Here is a 19,026-nt window from a genome sequence, read left to right on the forward strand (position 1 = left end):
GACCTTAAATATCCCCGGGCACCCTCGCCTTCTCCCGGGCATGTTCCCGGCTGATCAGCCCCTGGCTGACCAACGCCTTCAAACTCATGTCCAGCGTCGTCATCCCCAACGCCCCGCCGGTCTGAATCGCCGAATACATCTGCGCCACCTTGTCCTCGCGGATCAAATTACGAATCGCCGGTGTGCCGAGCATGATTTCGTGAGCCGCCACCCGCCCGCCGCCGACCTTCTTCACCAGCACCTGGGACACCACCGCCTGCAATGACTCCGAGAGCATCGAGCGGACCATGGTCTTTTCCCCCGCCGGAAACACATCCACCACCCGGTCCACGGTTTTAGCCGCCGACGTGGTGTGCAACGTGCCAAACACCAGGTGCCCGGTTTCCGCCGCCGTCAGTGCGAGCCGAATGGTTTCCAGGTCCCGCAATTCGCCCACCAGGATCACATCCGGGTCCTCCCGCAATGCCGAACGCAGGGCCGCCGAGAAGCTGTGGGTATCGCGATGCACCTGTCGCTGGTTGATCAGGGCATTTTTCGGTTGGTGGATAAACTCGATCGGGTCTTCAAGGGTGAGGATGTGCTGGCGACGATGGGTGTTGAGGTAGTCGATCATCGCTGCCAGGGTGGTGGACTTGCCGGAACCGGTCGGCCCGGTGACCAGCACCAGCCCCCGGGGCAAGTCTGCGATGCGCCGGAACACCTCGCCCAACCCCAGGTGTTCCAGGCTCTGCACCGTTGAGGGGATGGTACGAAACACCGCGCCCATGCCCCGGTGCTGCTGGAACACATTCACCCGAAACCGCGCCACCTCGGGCAACTCGAAGGCAAAATCCGTTTCAAGAGATGTTTCGAAATCCTTTTGCTGGTGATTGTTCAGCAAAGGGCTGAGCAACGCCGCCACTTGCACCGGCGCAAGTACAGGCCAATCGAGTGGCCAGACCTCGCCATCCACTCGCAGCATCGGCGCCAGCCCCGCCGACAGATGCAGGTCCGAGGCCCGCAGGCGTACGCCGGCGGCCAGCAGTTCAGTGATATCCATAGGGCTTTCCATTTCCAGTAGAATGCCGCGGACTCCATATCCACGGGCGCAACTTGAATGTCGACCATAGCAGACAACATCGGCCTGGTTTCCGAGCGGATCCGGGCAGCCGCCGAGGCCGCGCAGCGCGACGCAGGCAGCGTGCACCTGCTGGCCGTGAGCAAGACCAAACCCGCACAGGCCGTGCGCGAAGCCTATGCCGCCGGGATGCGTGACTTTGGCGAGAACTATCTGCAGGAAGCCCTGGGCAAACAGGCCGAATTAACCGACCTGCCCTTGAGTTGGCACTTCATCGGCCCCATTCAATCGAACAAGACTCGTGCGATCGCCGAGAATTTCGCCTGGGTGCATTCCGTGGACCGCCTGAAAATCGCACAACGCCTGTCCGAACAACGCCCGGCTGACCTGCCGCCGCTGAATATCTGCATCCAGGTCAACGTCAGTGGCGAAGCCAGCAAGTCCGGCTGTACACCCGCCGACCTGCCCGCCCTGGCCGAAGCCATCAGCGCCCTGCCGCGCCTGAAGCTGCGCGGCCTGATGGCGATTCCCGAGCCGACCGACGACCGTGCAGAGCAAGACGCAGCCTTCGCCACCGTGCGCGACCTGCAAGCGAGCCTCGACCTGGGGCTCGACACACTTTCCATGGGCATGAGCCATGACCTTGAGTCGGCCATCGCCCAAGGGGCCACCTGGGTGCGGATCGGTACCGCCCTGTTTGGTGCCCGCGACTATGGCCAGCCGTGAATGGCTGACTTCCATCTGAGTAAGGACCTGTCATGAGCAACACGCGTATTGCCTTTATCGGCGCCGGCAACATGGCGGCCAGCCTGATCGGCGGCCTGCGGGCCAAGGGCCTGGAAGCACAACAGATTCGCGCCAGCGACCCGGGCGCCGACACCCGCTCCCGCGTCAGCGCCGAGCACGGCATCGACACCTTCGCCGACAACGCAGAAGCGATTGAAGGCGTGGACGTGGTAGTGCTGGCGGTCAAGCCACAAGCCATGAAAGCCGTGTGCGAAAGCCTGCGCCCAAGCCTCAAGCCCCATCAACTGGTGGTGTCCATCGCCGCCGGCATCACTTGCGCCAGCATGACCCACTGGCTCGGCGCCCAGCCGATTGTGCGTTGCATGCCCAACACCCCGGCGCTGCTGCGCAAGGGCGTGAGCGGCTTGTACGCCACATCCGAAGTCACTGCCCAACAGCGCGACCAGGCACAAGAGCTGCTGTCCGCCGTAGGTCTCGCCGTGTGGCTGGAACAAGAGCAGCAACTGGACGCCGTCACCGCCGTCTCCGGCAGTGGCCCGGCGTATTTCTTCCTGCTGATCGAGGCCATGACCGCCGCTGGCGTGAAACTCGGCCTGCCGCAGGAAGTCGCCGAGCAACTGGCCGAGCAGACCGCACTGGGCGCCGCGCAGATGGCCGTGACCAGCGATGTCGACGCGGCCGAGTTGCGCCGTCGCGTGACCTCGCCGGGCGGCACGACCCAGGCGGCAATCGAATCATTCCAGGCCGGGGGCTTTGAAGCCCTGGTGGAAAAAGCACTGGGTGCCGCAGCACATCGTTCGGCCGAAATGGCCGAGCAGCTGGGCAAATAGTCGTCCCCCACATAGGAATCAAACATGCTCGGAATCAATGACGCTGCCATTTTCATCATCCAGACCCTGGGCAGCCTGTACCTGCTGATCGTGCTGATGCGTTTTATCCTGCAACTGGTGCGGGCGAACTTCTACAACCCGCTGTGCCAGTTCGTGGTAAAGGCCACGCAGCCGCTGCTCAAGCCTCTGCGCCGGGTGATCCCGAGCCTGTTCGGCCTGGACATGTCGTCGCTGGTATTGGCGCTGCTGCTGCAGATCCTGCTGTTCGCGGTCATCCTGCTGCTCAATGGCTATCAGGCCACCACGCTGCTGTTGCTGCCGTGGGCCTTGATCGGGATCTTCTCGCTGTTCCTGAAGATCATTTTCTGGTCGATGATCATCAGCGTGATCCTGTCCTGGGTCGCTCCGGGCAGCCGCAGCCCGGGTGCCGAACTGGTGGCACAGATCACTGAGCCGGTGCTGGCACCGTTCCGTCGCCTGGTACCTAACCTGGGTGGCCTGGACATCTCGCCGATCTTCGCGTTTATCGCGATCCAGTTGCTGCAAAGCTGGGTGATTCCACGTTTGGCGTTCTATGCATTCATGCCCAAAGAACTGTTCGGTCTGATCTGACGACAATGTGGCGAGGGAGCTTGCTCCCGCTGGGCTGCGCAGCAGCCCCAAAACGGCCGACCGCGTTGCATATGCAAAATCGCGGCAACCGGACCGGGACCGCTTCGCGCTCCAGCGGGAGCAAGCTTCCTCGCCACAAAAAGCCTTAAAAACACCAGCCGCAGGCCTTTGCTTGCCGCTGGGTGCAGCGGTCTTTAGACTTACGCCTCATTTAAACGAGAGCAGGGTCGATGCCAACTGCCTTCCCCCCCGATTCTGTTGGACTGGTCGTGCCCCAAGTGGCGCACTTCAGCGAACCGCTGGCCCTGGCCTGCGGCCGTTCGCTGCCCGCCTACGACCTGATCTATGAAACCTACGGCCAACTGAACGCTACGGCCAGCAACGCCGTGCTGATCTGCCACGCCCTGTCCGGCCACCACCACGCTGCGGGCTTCCACAGCATGGACGAGCGCAAGCCCGGCTGGTGGGACAGCTGCATCGGCCCCGGCAAGCCCATCGACACCAACAAGTTCTTCGTGGTCAGCCTGAACAACCTCGGCGGCTGCAACGGCTCCACCGGCCCCAGCAGCCTCAACCCGGAAACCGGCAAGCCGTTTGGCGCCGATTTCCCGGTGCTGACCGTGGAAGACTGGGTGCACAGCCAGGCGCGCCTGGCCGACCTACTGGGCATCGCCCAATGGGCCGCCGTGATCGGCGGCAGCCTGGGCGGCATGCAGGCCCTGCAATGGACCATCACCTACCCGGACCGCGTGCGCCATTGCCTGGCCATCGCCTCGGCCCCCAAGCTGTCGGCGCAGAACATCGCCTTCAACGAAGTGGCGCGCCAGGCGATCCTGACCGACCCCGAGTTCCACGGCGGTTCGTTCCAGGAAGCGGGCGTGATCCCCAAGCGCGGGCTGATGCTCGCGCGCATGGTCGGGCACATCACCTACCTGTCGGATGACTCCATGGGCGAGAAATTCGGCCGTGGCCTCAAGAGCGAGAAGCTCAACTACGACTTCCACAGCGTCGAATTCCAGGTCGAGAGCTACCTGCGTTATCAGGGCGAGGAGTTTTCCGGGCGTTTCGACGCCAACACCTACCTGCTGATGACCAAGGCCCTGGACTACTTCGACCCGGCGGCGAATTTCGACGATGACCTGGCGCGCACCTTCGAGGCGGCCACCGCCAAGTTCTGCGTGATGTCGTTCACCACCGACTGGCGCTTCTCCCCGGCCCGCTCGCGGGAATTGGTGGATGCGCTGATGGCCGCCAAGAAAGACGTCTGCTACCTGGAGATCGACGCACCGCAAGGCCACGACGCCTTCCTGATCCCGATCCCGCGTTACTTGCAGGCTTTTAGCAATTACATGAACCGAATAGCACTGTGAGAACGCCATGAGAGCCGACCTGGAAATCATCCAAGACTGGATCCCCGCCGGCAGCCGCGTGCTCGACTTGGGTTGCGGCGATGGCGAACTGCTGAGCTGGCTGCGCGACAACAAGCAAGTCACCGGCTATGGCCTGGAAAACGACCCGGACAACATCGCCCAGTGCGTGGCCAAGGGCATCAACGTGATCGAGCAGGACCTGGACAAGGGCCTCGGCAACTTTGCCAGCAACAGCTTCGACATCGTGGTCATGACCCAGGCGCTGCAAGCCGTGCACTACCCGGACCGGATCCTCGACGAAATGTTGCGGGTCGGCCGCCAGTGCATTATCACCTTCCCCAATTTCGGCCACTGGCGTTGCCGCTGGTACCTGGCCACCAAGGGCCGCATGCCGGTGTCGGACTTCCTGCCGTACACCTGGTACAACACGCCCAACATCCACTTCTGCACCTTTGAAGACTTCGAAGCGCTGTGTGGCGAGCGCGAAGCCAAAGTCATCAACCGCCTTGCCGTCGATCAACAGCATCGTCACGGCTGGGCGAGTAAGCTATGGCCCAACCTGCTGGGTGAGATCGGGATCTACCGGGTCAGCAGCCCGGGCCTGACGGACCACCAGATTGCCGTCTAACCATTTTCAAGGAGGACGATCATGAGTCGCCTGGCTGTTTTTCTACTCACCGCGTGCCTGAGCGTCAGCGCTATGGCGGCGGATGTTATCGATGGTAATCGTCAGAAAGAATTCGGCGATATCACGGTGCACTACAACACCCTGACCACCAGCTTCCTGACGCCGGAAATGGCTCAGGAAGCCGGGATCGTACGCAGCAAAGAGCTGGGCATGATCAATGTGTTCGTAAACAAGGGCGTCGAATCGATAGACGCCACCGTTACCGGCACAATCAAGGATCTGGGCGGCAAGAGCGAGATGCTGACGTTCAAGAAAATTACCCAGAAAGGTTCTACGCTTTACGTCGCCCAGTACCCGGTGCCGCAGCAGGAAACCAAGATTTTCACCATCAACGTTGAAACCGGTGGCAAAGCCCACGGTTTCAGTTTCAACCAGGAACTGTTTCCGGCGCAATGATGAACCTTACTCAACTCGTACTGGCCAGCCATAACGCCGGCAAGCTCAAAGAACTCCAGGCCATGCTCGGCGACTCGGTGCAACTGCGCTCGATTGGCGAGTTCAGCCAGGTAGAGCCGGAAGAGACCGGCCTGTCGTTTGTCGAGAACGCCATCCTCAAGGCCCGCAACGCCGCGCGTATTTCCGGCCTGCCGGCACTGGCTGACGATTCGGGCCTGGCCGTGGACTTCCTGGGCGGCGCGCCTGGCATCTACTCGGCACGTTACGCCGACGGTAAAGGCGATGCGGCCAACAACGCCAAGCTGCTGGACGCCCTCAAGGACGTGCCCGACGCGATGCGCGGCGCGCAGTTCGTCTGCGTGCTGGCCCTGGTGCGTCACGCCGATGATCCATTGCCGATCCTCTGCGAAGGCTTGTGGCACGGTCGCATCCTGCATGCGGCCAGCGGCGAGCACGGGTTTGGCTACGACCCGTTGTTCTGGGTGCCGGAGCGCAATGTCTCCAGCGCCGAATTGAGCCCGGCCGACAAGAACCAGATCAGCCACCGCGCCCGCGCAATGGATTTGCTGCGCCAGCGTCTGGGCCTGAAATGACCCAGAACACCTCCGCGCAGCCACTGATTCTCGGTGGCGCGCAAACACCTCGGGCGGCCCTGCCTCACCTGCCGCCCCTGGCGCTGTATATCCACATCCCGTGGTGCGTGCGCAAATGCCCCTATTGCGACTTCAACTCCCACACCGCCAGCAAGGTGCTGCCGGAGGAAGAGTACGTCGACGCGTTGCTGGCCGACCTCGATCAGGACCTGCACGCGGTGTACGGCCGTGAGCTGAGTTCGATCTTTTTCGGCGGCGGCACCCCAAGCCTGTTCAGCGCCGCTGCCCTGGGCCGGTTGCTCAAGGGCGTGGAAGCGCGCATCCCGTTTGCCGGCGATATCGAGATCACCCTGGAAGCCAACCCCGGTACCTTCGAGCAAGAGAAGTTCGTGGCGTACCGCAAGCTGGGGATCAATCGGCTGTCGATTGGCATCCAGAGTTTCCAGCAGGAAAAACTCGAAGCCCTGGGCCGCATCCACAACGGTGACGAAGCCGTGCGTGCCGCCGGCATGGCGCGCCAGGCCGGGTTCGACAACTTCAACCTGGACTTGATGCACGGTTTGCCCGATCAGTCCCTGGAGGACGCCCTGGGCGACCTGCGCCAGGCCATTGCCCTCAAGCCCACGCATCTGTCCTGGTATCAACTGACCCTGGAACCCAACACCGTGTTCTGGAACCAGCCGCCCGTGCTGCCGGAAGACGACACCCTGTGGGACATCCAGGAAGCCGGCCAGGCGCTGCTCGCCGAACACGGTTACGCCCAGTACGAAGTCTCGGCCTACGCCCAACCGGGACGGCCGGCGCGGCATAACCTGAATTACTGGAGCTTTGGCGACTTTATCGGCATCGGTGCCGGCGCCCACGGCAAGCTCAGCCATCCGGACGGGCGCATCGTGCGCACCTGGAAAACCCGGGCGCCGAAGGACTACCTCAACCCGGCGAAAAACTACCAGGCCGGCGCGAAAGAACTGACCAACGAAGAGTTACCGTTCGAGTTCCTGATGAACGCCCTGCGCCTCACCGACGGCGTCGAAGCCAGGCTTTATGCCGAGCGCACCGGCCTTGAGCTGGCGAGTCTCGATGAGGCCCGTCGTGAGGCAGAACAAAGTGGCTTAATGCAGGTCGAACCGTCACGCCTGGCGGCCACCGACCGCGGGCAACTCTTTCTCAATGACCTGCTGCAGAAGTTTTTGAGCTGATTGCTCTTAAGGAAATCAAATGGATCTGGTACTCGACCTGCTCGCCACCGTATCCCGCTGGAGCCGTAGCAACCTGTCGGAAATCTCCCTGGCGTTGGTAGGTTGCCTGCTGGTGCTGTTTGGCGCCGACATCAAGGGCTGGGTCGAAGCACGGCTGGGCAGCATCGCGGGTGCGCTGCGCGTGCCGCTGATGGCGCTGGTGTGCATGATCGGCAGCGGTGCTGCGCTGATCTATGCCACGCCGTGGATTGTTCGCGGGCTGAGCCAGTTCAACAACTACAGCCTGGCGCCGGTGTTGTTGGTGGTGCTGGTGTTGATTGGGGTGGTGGCGGATCGCCGCTGACCTTAAGCGCGGCACAAAACAAATGTGGGAGCGGGCTTGCTCGCGAATGCGGTGTGTCAGTCAGCGTAAATGTCGACTGATCTACCGCATTCGCGAGCAAGCCCGCTCCCACATTTTTTACTGCATTTCAAGCCTGGGACTTATCAGTCCACTTTCTCGAACTTCAAATCCCAAACCCCATGCCCGAGTCGCTCGCCGCGACGTTCGAACTTGGTGATCGGCCGCTCGGCCGGGCGCGGGACGCATTTGCCGTCTTCCGCCAGGTTGCGGTAGCCAGGGGCGACGTTCATTACTTCCAGCATGTACTCGGCATACGGTTCCCAGTCGGTGGCCATGTGCAGGATGCCGCCCACTTTCAGCTTGCTGCGCACCAGTTCCGCGAAGGAAGCCTGGACGATGCGGCGCTTGTGGTGGCGGCTCTTGTGCCATGGGTCCGGGAAGAACAGCATCAGGCGGTCGAGGCTGTTGTCGGCGATGCAGCGGTTGAGCACTTCGATCGCGTCGCAGTCGTAGACCCGCAGGTTGGTCAGGCCCTGAGTCAGCACGCCGTTCAGCAGCGCGCCAACACCCGGACGGTGTACTTCAACCCCGATAAAATCCTGCTCCGGCGAAGCCGCGGCCATTTCCAGCAGGGAATGGCCCATGCCGAAGCCAATCTCCAGGGAGCGTGGTGCCGAGCGGCCAAACACCTGGTCGTAATCCACCGGCGCGTCTGCCAGCGGCAGGACGAACAGCGGCGTGCCCTGCTCCAGGCCCTTTTGCTGGCCCTCGGTCATGCGACCGGCGCGCATCACAAAACTCTTGATGCGGCGGTGCTTGGACTCGTCGCCTTCTTCCAGGGTGTTCGGCGTTTCGTTTGATTCAGTCATCAATGGCTCTTACTTGATCAGACCATCCAGCGGCGAGGAGGCGCTGGCGTAAAGTTTTTTCGGCATGCGCCCGGCGAGGTACGCCAGGCGGCCGGCGACAATTGCGTGGTTCATGGCTTCAGCCATCAGGACCGGCTGCTGGGCATGGGCGATGGCCGAGTTCATCAGCACCGCATCGCAACCCAGTTCCATGGCGATGGTGGCGTCGGAGGCAGTGCCCACGCCCGCATCCACCAGCACCGGGATCTTGGCTTCTTCAAGGATGATCTGCAGGTTGTACGGATTGCAGATACCCAGGCCGGAACCGATCAGACCGGCCAGCGGCATCACCGCGATGCAGCCGATTTCGGCCAGTTGGCGGGCGATGATCGGGTCGTCGCTGGTGTAGACCATCACGTCGAAGCCTTCCTTGACCAGGGTCTCGGCGGCCTTGAGGGTTTCGATCACGTTGGGGAACAGGGTTTTCTGGTCGGCCAGCACTTCCAGCTTCACCAGGTTGTGGCCGTCGAGCAGCTCACGGGCCAGGCGGCAGGTGCGCACGGCTTCGATGGCGTCGTAGCAACCGGCGGTGTTCGGCAGGAAGGTGTAGCGATCCGGCGACAGCACTTCGAGCAGGTTCGGCTCGCCCTCGATCTGGCCGAGGTTGGTGCGGCGCACGGCGAAAGTAACGATCTCGGCGCCCGAGGCTTCGATGGCCAGGCGGGTTTCTTCCATGTCGCGGTACTTGCCGGTGCCGACCAGCAGACGCGACTGGAAGGTACGACCGGCCAGGACGAAAGGCTTGTCGCTACGAACGATGCTCATGGGAAATCCTCGAGTTGGGGTGAGGTTCTGCAGAATGCGGGTTGGCGCCCTGGAGCGCCGGACGGCTAGCCGCCGCCGATGGCGTGGACCACTTCGACCTGGTCACCCTCGGTGAGCGCGGTCTCGACGTGCTGGCTACGCGGGACGATATCCTGGTTGAGCTCCACTGCGACGCGGCGTCCGGTCAAGTCCAGACGGGTCAGCAGGGCCGCAACGGTTTCACCGTCGGGCAGTTCAAAGGGTTCGCCGTTCAACTGAATGCGCATGCCACGGGCCGCCATCGTTTTTAGGGGCCAGCATTCTAGCGTGATTGACGTTGCTGGCCCAAGCCCCTTGGTCAGGCAGCCTGTAGACGCCACGCCGCCAAACCGAGGAAGAACCAGCCCAGCAGGAACGCCAGGCCACCAAACGGGGTGATGATGCCGAGCTTGCTGATGCCGGTCATGGTCAGCACATACAGGCTGCCGGAGAACAGCAGGATGCCCACGGCAAAGGACACCCCCGCCCACGTCACCAGCCTGCCCGGGATGTGCGCCGCCAACAGTGCCACGCCGAACAGCGCCAGGGTGTGCACCAACTGGTAGGTCACGCCGGTGTGGAAAATCGCCAGGTACTCGGCGCTCAGGCGGTTTTTCAGGCCGTGGGCGGCAAACGCGCCCAGGGCGACGCCGGTGAAACCGAAAAAGGCAGCCAGCATCAGAAAGCCACGCAACATGAGGAACTCCAGTCAGACTCAGGGGGCAGGGTCTGTATAATGGCCCGCTCAACGGGTTCGGCCAAGCCATCTCTATGCTGCGTCTCCTCTTCAAGCGTTTTCTCAAAGCCATCAAGTGGTTTGCCATCGGCAGCGTGCTGCTGGTGCTGCTGTTCCGTTTCGTGCCACCACCGGGCACTGCGCTGATGGTTGAGCGCAAGGTCGAGTCCTGGGTCGACGGCGAGCCGATTGACGCACAGCGCACGTGGGTGCCGTGGGATCAGATCTCCGACGAACTTAAAGTGGCGGTGATGGCCGGCGAAGACCAGCGCTTCCCGCAACATTGGGGTTTTGATTTCGGCGCGATCCAGGCGGCATTGCAGCATAACGAGCGCGGCGGTTCGATTCGTGGCGCCAGCACCTTGAGCCAGCAGGTATCGAAGAACCTGTTTTTATGGACCGGCCGCAGCTATTTCCGCAAGGGCCTGGAAGCCTGGTTTACCGGGCTGATCGAGATTCTCTGGCCCAAGCAGCGAATTCTTGAGGTGTACCTCAACAGCGTGGAGTGGGATGAAGGCGTGTTCGGCGCCGAAGCGGCGGCGCGGCATCACTTTGGGGTGAGCGCCAAGGCGCTGACCCGCCAGCAGGCCAGCTACCTGGCGGCGGTGTTGCCTAACCCGCGGGTGTGGAGTGCCAGCCATCCAACGTCGTATGTCGCGCGACGGGCGGCGTGGATTCGGCAGCAGATGAGTCAGTTGGGTGGCGACAGCTATTTGAATGAGCTGAACAACTCGCGCAAGGCGCCTTGGGCTGACTGACACCCCACAAAACAAAAGTGGGAGCGGGCTTGCTCGCGAAAGCGGTGTGCCAGTCAATACCTTAGGTGACTGATCCACCGCTTTCGCGAGCAAGCCCGCTCCCACATTTCGATCGCGCTGTCCTAGCTACCTGTGTCAGGCGGCGATCGACAGTTTCAGCTTGTTCATCGCACTCTTCTCGAGCTGACGAATCCGCTCGGCCGACACGTTGTACTTCTGCGCCAGGTCGTGCAGCGTGGCTTTTTCTTCTGCCAACCAGCGCTGGTAGAGAATGTCACGGCTGCGGTCGTCCAGCACTTCCAGCGCTTCGTGCAGGTTGTGATTGGAGTTGTCGCTCCAGTCGGCATCTTCCAGCTGACGCGCCGGGTCGTACCGGTGGTCTTCCAGGTAGTTGGCCGGCGATTGGAAGGCGCTGTCGTCGTCCGCTTCGGCGGCCGGGTCGAAGGCCATATCATGGCCGGTCAGGCGACTTTCCATCTCGCGCACTTCACGTGGCTCTACGCCGAGGCTTTCGGCCACGCGATGCACTTCTTCGTTGTTCAGCCACGCCAGGCGTTTCTTCTGGCTGCGCAGGTTGAAGAACAGTTTGCGCTGGGCCTTGGTGGTCGCGACTTTTACGATGCGCCAGTTGCGCAGGATGAATTCGTGAATTTCCGCCTTGATCCAGTGCACAGCAAACGACACCAGGCGCACACCCATTTCCGGGTTGAAGCGCTTCACGGCTTTCATCAGGCCAACGTTGCCTTCCTGAATCAGGTCAGCCTGGGCCAGGCCGTAGCCGCTATAGCTACGGGCGATATGTACGACAAAACGCAGGTGGGCGAGCACCATCTGCCGAGCCGCCCCCAAATCCTGCTCATAGTAGAGACTCTCGGCCAGTTCACGCTCCTGCTCGGGCGTCAGCAATGGAATGCTGTTGACCGTGTGCACATAGGCCTCCAGGTTCGCACCCGGGACCAGAGCATAAGCAGGTTGCAAAGAAGTGGTCATACGAAAAAACCTCCGACTCACATAACTCGTGCAGTTCAGCACTGCGAAAATTGACCGGGAACCGTAGGACAAGTTCCCTAAACCACTGATACGGTCAATACAAACGAAACCACATTACCCTGACATTAACTACTTCGGTGCCAGCTCACGTAAATGCCGTGCGACCGCAATCCAAGCACCGATATACCCCAAGAGCACTGCCCCAAGCAACAATGACAGACCATCGGCTGCCGGCACGCCGGCCAGGGCAAAATCGCTGCCGTACAAACCGGCAAGCCCCACCACCGCGTCGTTCAGCCAGTTCAGGCCAAAAGCCAGTACGCCCCAGGACAAAATTCCCGCACCGAAGCCATACAGCGCGCCCATGTACAGAAAAGGCCGACGCACATAGCTGTCCGTGCCGCCGACGAGTTTAATCACTTCTATCTCGGTGCGGCGGTTTTCAATATGAAGACGAATGGTATTGCCTATCACCAAAAGTAATGCAGACACCAGCAACACCGTCAGGCCGAACACAAACCGGTCGCCCAGCTTGAGAATCGCGGCCAACCGCTCTACCCAGACTAGATCAAGTTGTGCCTGTTGGACCTTCGGCAGCTCTGCGAGTTTTTGTCGCAGGGCTTCCAGGGTGGTCTTGTCGACCTCGTTCGGGGTGACCAGCACCACGCCCGGCAGCGGGTTTTGCGGCAACTCCTTGAGCGCCTCGCCCAGGCCGGACTGTTGCTGGAACTCTTCCAGGGCTTGATCGCGGCTGATGTACTCAGCCTCGGCCACACCCGGAATGCCCTTGATCTGGTCGCGCAGGGACTCACCGTCCTGGGCGCTGGCATCCAGGTTCAGGTACAGGGAAATCTGCGCCGCCCGCTGCCACGAACCGCCAAGGCGCTCGACATTGTTCAGCAGCAATGACAAGCCCATGGGCAGGCTCAAGGCCACGGCCATGACCAGGCAGGTAAAAAAGCTGCCGATCGGCTGCTTGCCGAGGCGGCGCAGGCTGTCTACCAGGCTGGCACGGTGGCTTTCGATCCAGGCATGCACCAGGGTGCCGAAATCCGGGCCATCGTCTTCGTCGCGCTTTTTCTTCTGTGGCTGCGGGTCGGCCGCCTTTGGCGCGACGCGCTCGGAAACCTTCGGGCTGCGTGTTGCACTCATACCCCAGCCTCCCCGTCACCGATCAGGCGGCCGCGTTGCAGGGTCAGCATGCGGTGGCGCATGCGGGCGATCAGCGCCAGGTCGTGACTGGCGATCAGCACGCTGGTGCCCAGGCGGTTGATGTCTTCGAACACGCCCATGATTTCTGCGGCCAGGCGCGGGTCGAGGTTACCGGTGGGTTCGTCCGCCAGCAGCAAGGCCGGGCGATGGACGATGGCGCGGGCGATGCCGACGCGCTGTTGCTGGCCGGTGGACAGGTCGCCTGGGTACAGGTCGGTCTTGTCCGACAGCGCCACGCGCTCCAGGGCCGAATCAACGCGCTTGACGATTTCGGCCTTGGACAGACCGAGAATCTGCAACGGCAAGGCGATGTTGTTGAACACCGTGCGATCGAACAGCAACTGGTGGTTCTGGAACACCACGCCGATCTGGCGACGCAGGAATGGAATCTGTGCGTTGCTGATGGTTGCCAGGTCCTGGCCCGCCAGCAGCAGTTTGCCGGTGGTTGGGCGTTCCATGGCCAGCAGCAGGCGCAACAAGGTACTTTTACCGGCACCCGAATGGCCGGTCACAAACAAGAATTCGCCGCGACGCACCCGGAAACTCAGCTCATGCAAGCCGACATGCCCGTTGGCGTAGCGTTTACCGACCTGTTCGAAACGAATCATGAACGCTCCCGCTCGGCAAACAGTGCCTGTACAAAGGGTTCGGCTTCAAAAGTGCGCAGGTCGTCGATGCCTTCACCGACGCCGATGTAACGAATCGGCAACCCGAACTGCTTCGCCAGGGCGAAGATCACACCGCCCTTGGCCGTGCCGTCGAGCTTAGTCAATGCCAGGCCGGTCAGCTGGACCGTCTGGTGGAATTGTTTGGCCTGGCTGATGGCGTTCTGGCCGGTACCGGCGTCCAGCACCAGCAACACCTCGTGGGGCGCGTCGGCGTCGAGCTTGCCGATCACGCGGCGAACTTTCTTCAGCTCTTCCATCAGGTTGTCTTTGGTGTGCAAGCGACCGGCGGTATCGGCGATCAGCACATCAATGTTGCGCGCTTTGGCGGCCTGCACCGCATCGAAGATCACCGAAGCCGAATCGGCACCGGTGTGCTGGGCGATGACCGGGATCTTGTTGCGCTCGCCCCAGACCTGCAATTGCTCCACGGCGGCGGCACGGAAGGTGTCACCGGCGGCGAGCATGACTTTCTTGCCTTCCAGTTGCAGCTTCTTCGCCAGCTTGCCGATGGTGGTGGTCTTGCCGGCGCCGTTGACGCCAACCACCAGGATCACAAACGGCTTTTTCTGCGTATTGATGATCAGCGGCGCTTCCACCGGCTTGAGCATGTTGGCCAGCTCGGCCTGCAGCGACTTGTAGAGCGCATCGGCGTCGGTCAGCTGCTTGCGCGCGACCTTCTGGGTCAGGCTCTGGATGATCACGGCGGTGGCTTCGACGCCCACGTCGGCGGTCAGCAGGCGGGTTTCGATGTCCTCCAGCAGCTCGTCATCGATGGTCTTTTTGCCGAGGAACAGGCTGGCCATGCCTTCGCCGATGCTGGCGCTGGTCTTGCTCAGGCCTTGCTTGAGGCGGGCAAAGAAACCGGTCTTGCCGGTTTCGGCAGGAACAGCAGGCTCTTCGATGACTGCTGGCGCGGCGACGGCGACCGGAACAGGTTTGGCGACCACCGGTGCAAGCACCTCAACCACTGGCGGCGCTTGGACCACAACGGGCGCAGGCTCCACGAGGGCCGGAATCGGCGGAGCCACATGCTCGGCCAGCTCGTCTTCAACCAGTGCTACAGGCTCTTCTGCCACCGGCAACACCAGCCATGGCTTGTGCTCTGGCTCTGGCGCAGGTTCTGGCTCAACCACCGGCTGCAACACCGGCTCGGCCATCGGCAACACCACCGGGGCCGGTGTTTCGGCAACCGGTTCGGCTTCTACTATGGATTCGGGGATCGGTTCAGCTTGAACCTGCGGCTGTTCGACGACGGTTTCCTGCGGCTTTTTGCGCAGCCATCCGAACAGGCCTTTTTTCTCGCCAGCCGCAGCTGGGGTCTTCTTGTCGTCGTTGGAACCAAACATGGAGACGGCTATCTCAAGGTAGCGACGCGCCAGGGGGCGTGCCGGTAAATAAAATTCGATGCGTAACAGACTGTTTTTTAGCCAGCTCGTTCATGCGCAACATTTTGTAAGGCCTAAATAGAGCCTTAACAAGACAGCCATAGTGGCCGTCCCTAGGTCGGACCAGTATCCTAGCACCTCCTCGCCCGCCGACGCTAAGACCAAGCGGGCAGCCCAACAGGTTTAAAAACGAATGAATGCTCTAGCCCGCCGCGCCGCAGGCCTGCTGCTCAGCACAGTTTGTCTGCCCCTTTCAGCTTTGGCTGCCGACCCACAACCCACCCACGAATTCACCCTGGACAACGGCCTCAAGGTCGTCGTGCGCGAAGACCATCGCGCCCCGGTGGTGGTTTCCCAGGTCTGGTACAAGGTGGGCTCCAGCTACGAAACCCCGGGCCAGACCGGTTTGTCCCACGCCCTGGAACACATGATGTTCAAGGGCAGCGCCAAGGTCGGCCCCGGCGAGGCTTCGTTGATCCTGCGTGACCTGGGCGCCGAAGAAAACGCCTTCACCAGCGACGACTACACCGCTTACTACCAAGTGCTGGCCCGTGACCGCCTGGGTGTCGCCTTCGAGCTGGAAGCCGACCGCATGGCCAGCCTGCGCCTGCCGGCCGACGAGTTCAGCCGCGAGATCGAGGTGATCAAGGAAGAGCGCCGGATGCGCACCGACGACAACCCGATGTCCAAGGCCTATGAGCGCTTCAAGGCCATGGCCTACCCGGCCAGCGGCTACCACACGCCGACCATCGGCTGGATGGCCGACCTGGACCGCATGAAGGTTGAAGAGCTGCGCCACTGGTACCAATCCTGGTACGTGCCGAACAACGCCACCCTGGTAGTGGTGGGCGACGTAACCCCGGATGAAGTCAAAACCCTGGCCCAGCGCTATTTCGGCCCGATCCCCAAGCGCGACGTCCCCCCGGCGAAAATCCCGCTGGAGCTGGCCGAGCCCGGTGAACGCCTGCTGACTATGCATGTACAGACCAAACTGCCGAGCGTGATCCTTGGTTTCAACGTGCCGAGCCTGGCCACCGCTGAAGACAAACGCTCGGTCAACGCCCTGCGCCTGATCTCGGCCCTGCTGGACGGCGGCTATAGCGCGCGCATCTCGACACAACTGGAGCGCGGCGAAGAGCTGGTGTCCGGCGGCTCGTCGAGCTACGACGCCTACACCCGCGGTGACAGCCTGTTCACCCTGACTGCCACACCGAACCTGCAAAAGAAAAAGACCGTGGCCCAGGCTGAAGCCGGCCTTTGGCGCCTGCTGGATGAGCTGAAGGCCAAGCCACCGAGCGCTGAAGAACTGGAGCGTATCCGCGCCCAGGTCATCGCCGGCGTGGTTTACCAGCGCGACTCGATTACCAGCCAGGCCACTGCCATCGGCTCCCTGGAGACGGTGGGCCTGTCCTGGAAACTCATGGACACCGAGCTGGCCGAGCTGCAAAGCGTCACCGCCGAAGATATCCAGAAAGCTGCACGCACCTATTTCACCCGCGAACGTCTCAGCGTCGCCCATGTCTTGCCTGAGGAGACCGCTCATGAGTGAACGTAAAAACAACCGCCTGGTGCTGCCCGGCCTGATCGTGGTGACTTTGGCTGCGGCCTGCGCGGTGTACTTGCTGCGCCCCAGCGAATCCGTCGCCAGCCAGGCGCTGGAGCAGGCCAAGTCCGCCAACAAGCTGCAATCCCTGGCCGAGCTGGACGACAAGGCGCCGACCAACCGCAAGCTCGACGTGCAAACCTGGACCACCGCCGAAGGCGCCAAGGTGCTGTTCGTCGAAGCCCATGAACTGCCGATGTTCGACATGCGCATCCTGTTCGCCGCCGGCAGCAGCCAGGACGGCGCAACACCAGGCCTGGCGCTGTTGACCAACGCAATGCTCAACGAAGGCGTGCCGGGCAAGGACGTCAGCCAGATTGCCGCCGGTTTCGACGGCCTGGGTGCTGATTTCAGCAATGGCGCCTACCGCGACATGGCGCTGGTTTCCCTGCGCAGCCTGAGCGCCAGCGACAAGCGTGACGCCGCCCTGTCACTGTTTGACGACGTGATCGGCAAGCCGACCTTCCCGGCAGACTCTCTGGCGCGGATCAAGAACCAGCTGCTGGCCGGCTTTGAATACCAGAAACAGAACCCCGGCAAACTGGCGAGCATCGAGCTGTTCAAGCAGCTCTATGGCGACCACCCTTACGCCCATCCGAGCGAAGGCAACGCCGAGAGCGTGCCGAAGGTGACTCTCGCGCAATTGAAGGACTTCCACGCCAAGGCCTACGCCGCCGGCAACGCAGTGATTTCTGTAGTCGGCGATCTGACCCGCGCCGAAGCCGAAGCCATGACCGCCAAGGTTTCCGCGTCCCTGCCAAAAGGCCCGGCGCTGGCGAAAATCGCCCAACCGGTCGAGCCCAAGGCTGGCACCACCCACATCGAGTTCCCGTCCAAGCAGACAACCCTGCTGCTGGCGCAACTGGGTATCGACCGTGCCGACCCGGATTACGCCGCGCTGTCCCTGGGTAACCAGATTCTCGGCGGCGGTGGCTTCGGCACCCGTTTGATGAGCGAAGTGCGCGAGAAACGCGGCCTGACCTACGGCGTATACTCCGGCTTCTCGCCGATGCAGGTACGCGGTCCGTTCATGATCAACCTGCAAACCCGCGCCGAAATGAGCGCCGGCACGCTGCGATTGGTGCAGGACGTACTCGCCGACTACCTCAAGACCGGCCCGACACAGAAAGAACTCGATGACGCCAAGCGCGAACTGGCCGGCAGCTTCCCGCTGTCCACCGCGAGCAACGCCGATATCGTCGGGCAGTTGGGCGCCATGGGTTTCTACAACCTGCCGCTGAGCTACCTGGAAGATTTCATGAAACAATCCCAGGCGCTGACCGTTGACCAGGTCAAAGCTGCTTTGAACAAACATTTGAGTGCCGACAAGATGGTCATCGTGACCGCCGGCCCGACGATTGCGCAAAAGCCACTACCGCCCCCCACTGATAAACCCGCCGAGCAACCGCTCGGGGTTCCGGAGCATTAATGGCCCGTCCATCCCGTCCCAAAAAACCTGTCCACAACGTTCACAACGGTGTGGGCCAACTGCGCATCATCGGCGGAGAGTGGGGCAGCCGTAAGCTGAGCTTCCCCGATGTCGTGGGCCTGCGCCCGACGCCAGACCGCGTGCGTGAAACCCTGTTCAACTGGCTCGCGCCGTATATCGCCGGGGCCAAGGTGCTGGACCCGTTCGCGGGCAGCGGCGCGTTGTTCCTTGAAAGCCTGTCCCGTGGCGCTGCCTTGGGCCAGGCGCTGGATGCCAGCAACGTGGCGGTTGCCAGCCTCAAGGAACACCTGGGCACCCTGCGTTGCACCACGGGGCAAGTGCAGACGGCTGATGCGCTGCGCTACCTGGAAACCCAGGAAGCCCGCGAGTTTGACGTGGTGTTCCTCGATCCGCCGTTTAATCAGAACCTGCTGCCGACCGTTTGCGCGTTGCTGGAAGAGCGCCAGTGGTTGGCACCGGATGCCTGGATCTACACTGAAAGCGAAACCGCACCGTCCACACTCGGTCTGCCGGGCACCTGGCGCCTGCACCGCGAGCAGAAATCCGGGCGGGTGTATTACGCGTTGTGGCAACGCACCGTGTAGGAGCGAGCTTGCTCGCGAAGATCGTTAACGATGACGCGGGAAACCAGGGGAACGCGGTGATCTTGAGTTTTTCGCGAGCAAGCTCGCTCCTACAATGATTGGAGCAAGCCCATT

General features: G+C 62.1%; 22 protein-coding genes. 13 read left to right on the forward strand and 9 right to left on the reverse strand.

Features of this window, described 5'->3' with window-relative positions:
* Positions 1-4: 4 nt before the first annotated feature.
* The gene (locus JV201_RS27590; protein WP_008434153.1) at positions 5-1,039 is read right to left on the reverse strand and encodes a type IV pilus twitching motility protein PilT; all 1,035 of its coding nucleotides are present in this window, start codon (positions 1,037-1,039) and stop codon (positions 5-7) included.
* A gap of 57 nt (positions 1,040-1,096) precedes the next feature.
* Here JV201_RS27590 and JV201_RS27595 point away from each other — a divergent pair, with 57 nt between their 5' ends.
* From JV201_RS27595 to JV201_RS27635, 9 genes are all read left to right on the forward strand, one after another.
* Positions 1,097-1,783 (forward strand): YggS family pyridoxal phosphate-dependent enzyme, encoded by a 687-nt coding sequence (locus tag JV201_RS27595; protein ID WP_008434154.1) that lies wholly within the window; start codon positions 1,097-1,099, stop codon positions 1,781-1,783.
* Positions 1,784-1,815: 32 nt separating this feature from the next.
* Complete coding sequence (gene proC / locus JV201_RS27600; RefSeq protein ID WP_008434156.1) at positions 1,816-2,634, forward strand: pyrroline-5-carboxylate reductase; 819 nt, start codon at positions 1,816-1,818, stop codon at positions 2,632-2,634.
* A 24-nt stretch (positions 2,635-2,658) separates the two neighbouring features.
* Positions 2,659-3,246 (forward strand): YggT family protein, encoded by a 588-nt coding sequence (locus JV201_RS27605; RefSeq protein ID WP_003213764.1) that lies wholly within the window; start codon positions 2,659-2,661, stop codon positions 3,244-3,246.
* A gap of 230 nt (positions 3,247-3,476) precedes the next feature.
* Positions 3,477-4,616 (forward strand): homoserine O-acetyltransferase, encoded by a 1,140-nt coding sequence (locus tag JV201_RS27610; protein WP_219406262.1) that lies wholly within the window; start codon positions 3,477-3,479, stop codon positions 4,614-4,616.
* Positions 4,617-4,623: 7 nt separating this feature from the next.
* Positions 4,624-5,244, forward strand: coding sequence for a methionine biosynthesis protein MetW (gene metW / locus JV201_RS27615; protein WP_003213768.1), 621 nt, complete (start codon positions 4,624-4,626; stop codon positions 5,242-5,244).
* Positions 5,245-5,265: 21 nt separating this feature from the next.
* Positions 5,266-5,700, forward strand: coding sequence for a DUF4426 domain-containing protein (locus JV201_RS27620; protein WP_003213770.1), 435 nt, complete (start codon positions 5,266-5,268; stop codon positions 5,698-5,700).
* The gene (gene rdgB, locus JV201_RS27625; protein ID WP_008434161.1) at positions 5,697-6,293 is read left to right on the forward strand and encodes an RdgB/HAM1 family non-canonical purine NTP pyrophosphatase; all 597 of its coding nucleotides are present in this window, start codon (positions 5,697-5,699) and stop codon (positions 6,291-6,293) included. The genes JV201_RS27620 and rdgB overlap by 4 nt, the downstream gene beginning before the upstream one ends.
* On the forward strand, positions 6,290-7,492 hold the full coding sequence (hemW, locus tag JV201_RS27630) for a radical SAM family heme chaperone HemW (protein ID WP_008434163.1): 1,203 nt from the start codon (positions 6,290-6,292) through the stop codon (positions 7,490-7,492). Before rdgB ends, hemW begins: the two co-directional genes overlap by 4 nt.
* Before the next feature lie 19 nt (positions 7,493-7,511).
* A complete protein-coding gene (locus JV201_RS27635; RefSeq protein WP_003213776.1) occupies positions 7,512-7,835 on the forward strand; it encodes a DUF3392 domain-containing protein in 324 nt (107 codons plus the stop codon).
* Positions 7,836-7,978: 143 nt separating this feature from the next.
* Here JV201_RS27635 and trmB read toward each other — a convergent pair whose 3' ends face one another.
* The 4 genes from trmB to JV201_RS27655 form a co-directional block, all read right to left on the reverse strand.
* The gene (gene trmB, locus JV201_RS27640; RefSeq protein ID WP_003213778.1) at positions 7,979-8,704 is read right to left on the reverse strand and encodes a tRNA (guanosine(46)-N7)-methyltransferase TrmB; all 726 of its coding nucleotides are present in this window, start codon (positions 8,702-8,704) and stop codon (positions 7,979-7,981) included.
* A 9-nt stretch (positions 8,705-8,713) separates the two neighbouring features.
* Positions 8,714-9,508, reverse strand: coding sequence for a thiazole synthase (locus JV201_RS27645; RefSeq protein ID WP_102370101.1), 795 nt, complete (start codon positions 9,506-9,508; stop codon positions 8,714-8,716).
* A 65-nt stretch (positions 9,509-9,573) separates the two neighbouring features.
* Positions 9,574-9,774, reverse strand: coding sequence for a sulfur carrier protein ThiS (gene thiS / locus JV201_RS27650; protein WP_008434168.1), 201 nt, complete (start codon positions 9,772-9,774; stop codon positions 9,574-9,576).
* A 71-nt stretch (positions 9,775-9,845) separates the two neighbouring features.
* Entirely contained in the window at positions 9,846-10,223 is a 378-nt protein-coding gene (locus JV201_RS27655; RefSeq protein WP_003213781.1) for a DUF423 domain-containing protein, read from the reverse strand.
* Positions 10,224-10,297: 74 nt separating this feature from the next.
* On the opposite strand from JV201_RS27655, the gene mtgA reads away from it, so the two are divergent.
* Complete coding sequence (gene mtgA / locus JV201_RS27660; protein WP_219406263.1) at positions 10,298-11,020, forward strand: monofunctional biosynthetic peptidoglycan transglycosylase; 723 nt, start codon at positions 10,298-10,300, stop codon at positions 11,018-11,020.
* A 135-nt stretch (positions 11,021-11,155) separates the two neighbouring features.
* Here mtgA and rpoH read toward each other — a convergent pair whose 3' ends face one another.
* From rpoH to ftsY, 4 genes are all read right to left on the reverse strand, one after another.
* On the reverse strand, positions 11,156-12,010 hold the full coding sequence (gene rpoH / locus JV201_RS27665; protein WP_003176698.1) for an RNA polymerase sigma factor RpoH: 855 nt from the start codon (positions 12,008-12,010) through the stop codon (positions 11,156-11,158).
* A 129-nt stretch (positions 12,011-12,139) separates the two neighbouring features.
* Entirely contained in the window at positions 12,140-13,162 is a 1,023-nt protein-coding gene (ftsX, locus tag JV201_RS27670; protein WP_003213783.1) for a permease-like cell division protein FtsX, read from the reverse strand.
* A complete protein-coding gene (gene ftsE, locus JV201_RS27675; RefSeq protein WP_003213784.1) occupies positions 13,159-13,830 on the reverse strand; it encodes a cell division ATP-binding protein FtsE in 672 nt (223 codons plus the stop codon). Before ftsE ends, ftsX begins: the two co-directional genes overlap by 4 nt.
* Positions 13,827-15,236 (reverse strand): signal recognition particle-docking protein FtsY, encoded by a 1,410-nt coding sequence (gene ftsY, locus JV201_RS27680; RefSeq protein ID WP_177066844.1) that lies wholly within the window; start codon positions 15,234-15,236, stop codon positions 13,827-13,829. The genes ftsE and ftsY overlap by 4 nt, the downstream gene beginning before the upstream one ends.
* A 232-nt stretch (positions 15,237-15,468) precedes the next feature.
* Between ftsY and JV201_RS27685 the strand changes: the two genes are divergently transcribed.
* Genes JV201_RS27685 through rsmD form a run of 3 tightly spaced genes read left to right on the forward strand, consistent with a single transcriptional unit; the run spans position 15,469 to position 18,912 of the window.
* The gene (locus JV201_RS27685) at positions 15,469-16,824 is read left to right on the forward strand and encodes a pitrilysin family protein (protein WP_003213786.1); all 1,356 of its coding nucleotides are present in this window, start codon (positions 15,469-15,471) and stop codon (positions 16,822-16,824) included.
* Positions 16,817-18,307, forward strand: coding sequence for a pitrilysin family protein (locus tag JV201_RS27690; RefSeq protein ID WP_003213787.1), 1,491 nt, complete (start codon positions 16,817-16,819; stop codon positions 18,305-18,307). The genes JV201_RS27685 and JV201_RS27690 overlap by 8 nt, the downstream gene beginning before the upstream one ends.
* A complete protein-coding gene (gene rsmD / locus JV201_RS27695) occupies positions 18,307-18,912 on the forward strand; it encodes a 16S rRNA (guanine(966)-N(2))-methyltransferase RsmD (protein ID WP_003213788.1) in 606 nt (201 codons plus the stop codon). Before JV201_RS27690 ends, rsmD begins: the two co-directional genes overlap by 1 nt.
* Positions 18,913-19,026: the final 114 nt, after the last annotated feature.

The sequence above is a fragment of the Pseudomonas sp. Colony2 genome (assembly GCF_019382755.1).
Taxonomy (GTDB): domain Bacteria; phylum Pseudomonadota; class Gammaproteobacteria; order Pseudomonadales; family Pseudomonadaceae; genus Aquipseudomonas.

What these genes read in the sequence shown, in the direction of transcription:
- mtgA (WP_219406263.1), top strand. Translation starts at nt 10,298, where the DNA reads ATGCTGCGTCTCCTCTTCAAGCGTTTTCTCAAAGCCATCAAGTGGTTT.
- JV201_RS27635 (WP_003213776.1), top strand. Translation starts at nt 7,512, where the DNA reads ATGGATCTGGTACTCGACCTGCTCGCCACCGTATCCCGCTGGAGCCGT.
- trmB (WP_003213778.1), bottom strand. Translation starts at nt 8,704, where the DNA reads ATGACTGAATCAAACGAAACGCCGAACACCCTGGAAGAAGGCGACGAG.
- JV201_RS27595 (WP_008434154.1), top strand. Translation starts at nt 1,097, where the DNA reads ATGTCGACCATAGCAGACAACATCGGCCTGGTTTCCGAGCGGATCCGG.
- ftsY (WP_177066844.1), bottom strand. Translation starts at nt 15,236, where the DNA reads ATGTTTGGTTCCAACGACGACAAGAAGACCCCAGCTGCGGCTGGCGAG.
- ftsX (WP_003213783.1), bottom strand. Translation starts at nt 13,162, where the DNA reads ATGAGTGCAACACGCAGCCCGAAGGTTTCCGAGCGCGTCGCGCCAAAG.
- proC (WP_008434156.1), top strand. Translation starts at nt 1,816, where the DNA reads ATGAGCAACACGCGTATTGCCTTTATCGGCGCCGGCAACATGGCGGCC.
- rsmD (WP_003213788.1), top strand. Translation starts at nt 18,307, where the DNA reads ATGGCCCGTCCATCCCGTCCCAAAAAACCTGTCCACAACGTTCACAAC.
- JV201_RS27655 (WP_003213781.1), bottom strand. Translation starts at nt 10,223, where the DNA reads ATGTTGCGTGGCTTTCTGATGCTGGCTGCCTTTTTCGGTTTCACCGGC.
- JV201_RS27610 (WP_219406262.1), top strand. Translation starts at nt 3,477, where the DNA reads ATGCCAACTGCCTTCCCCCCCGATTCTGTTGGACTGGTCGTGCCCCAA.
- JV201_RS27685 (WP_003213786.1), top strand. Translation starts at nt 15,469, where the DNA reads ATGAATGCTCTAGCCCGCCGCGCCGCAGGCCTGCTGCTCAGCACAGTT.
- metW (WP_003213768.1), top strand. Translation starts at nt 4,624, where the DNA reads ATGAGAGCCGACCTGGAAATCATCCAAGACTGGATCCCCGCCGGCAGC.
- hemW (WP_008434163.1), top strand. Translation starts at nt 6,290, where the DNA reads ATGACCCAGAACACCTCCGCGCAGCCACTGATTCTCGGTGGCGCGCAA.
- JV201_RS27690 (WP_003213787.1), top strand. Translation starts at nt 16,817, where the DNA reads ATGAGTGAACGTAAAAACAACCGCCTGGTGCTGCCCGGCCTGATCGTG.
- ftsE (WP_003213784.1), bottom strand. Translation starts at nt 13,830, where the DNA reads ATGATTCGTTTCGAACAGGTCGGTAAACGCTACGCCAACGGGCATGTC.
- rdgB (WP_008434161.1), top strand. Translation starts at nt 5,697, where the DNA reads ATGATGAACCTTACTCAACTCGTACTGGCCAGCCATAACGCCGGCAAG.
- thiS (WP_008434168.1), bottom strand. Translation starts at nt 9,774, where the DNA reads ATGCGCATTCAGTTGAACGGCGAACCCTTTGAACTGCCCGACGGTGAA.
- JV201_RS27645 (WP_102370101.1), bottom strand. Translation starts at nt 9,508, where the DNA reads ATGAGCATCGTTCGTAGCGACAAGCCTTTCGTCCTGGCCGGTCGTACC.
- JV201_RS27620 (WP_003213770.1), top strand. Translation starts at nt 5,266, where the DNA reads ATGAGTCGCCTGGCTGTTTTTCTACTCACCGCGTGCCTGAGCGTCAGC.
- JV201_RS27605 (WP_003213764.1), top strand. Translation starts at nt 2,659, where the DNA reads ATGCTCGGAATCAATGACGCTGCCATTTTCATCATCCAGACCCTGGGC.
- rpoH (WP_003176698.1), bottom strand. Translation starts at nt 12,010, where the DNA reads ATGACCACTTCTTTGCAACCTGCTTATGCTCTGGTCCCGGGTGCGAAC.
- JV201_RS27590 (WP_008434153.1), bottom strand. Translation starts at nt 1,039, where the DNA reads ATGGATATCACTGAACTGCTGGCCGCCGGCGTACGCCTGCGGGCCTCG.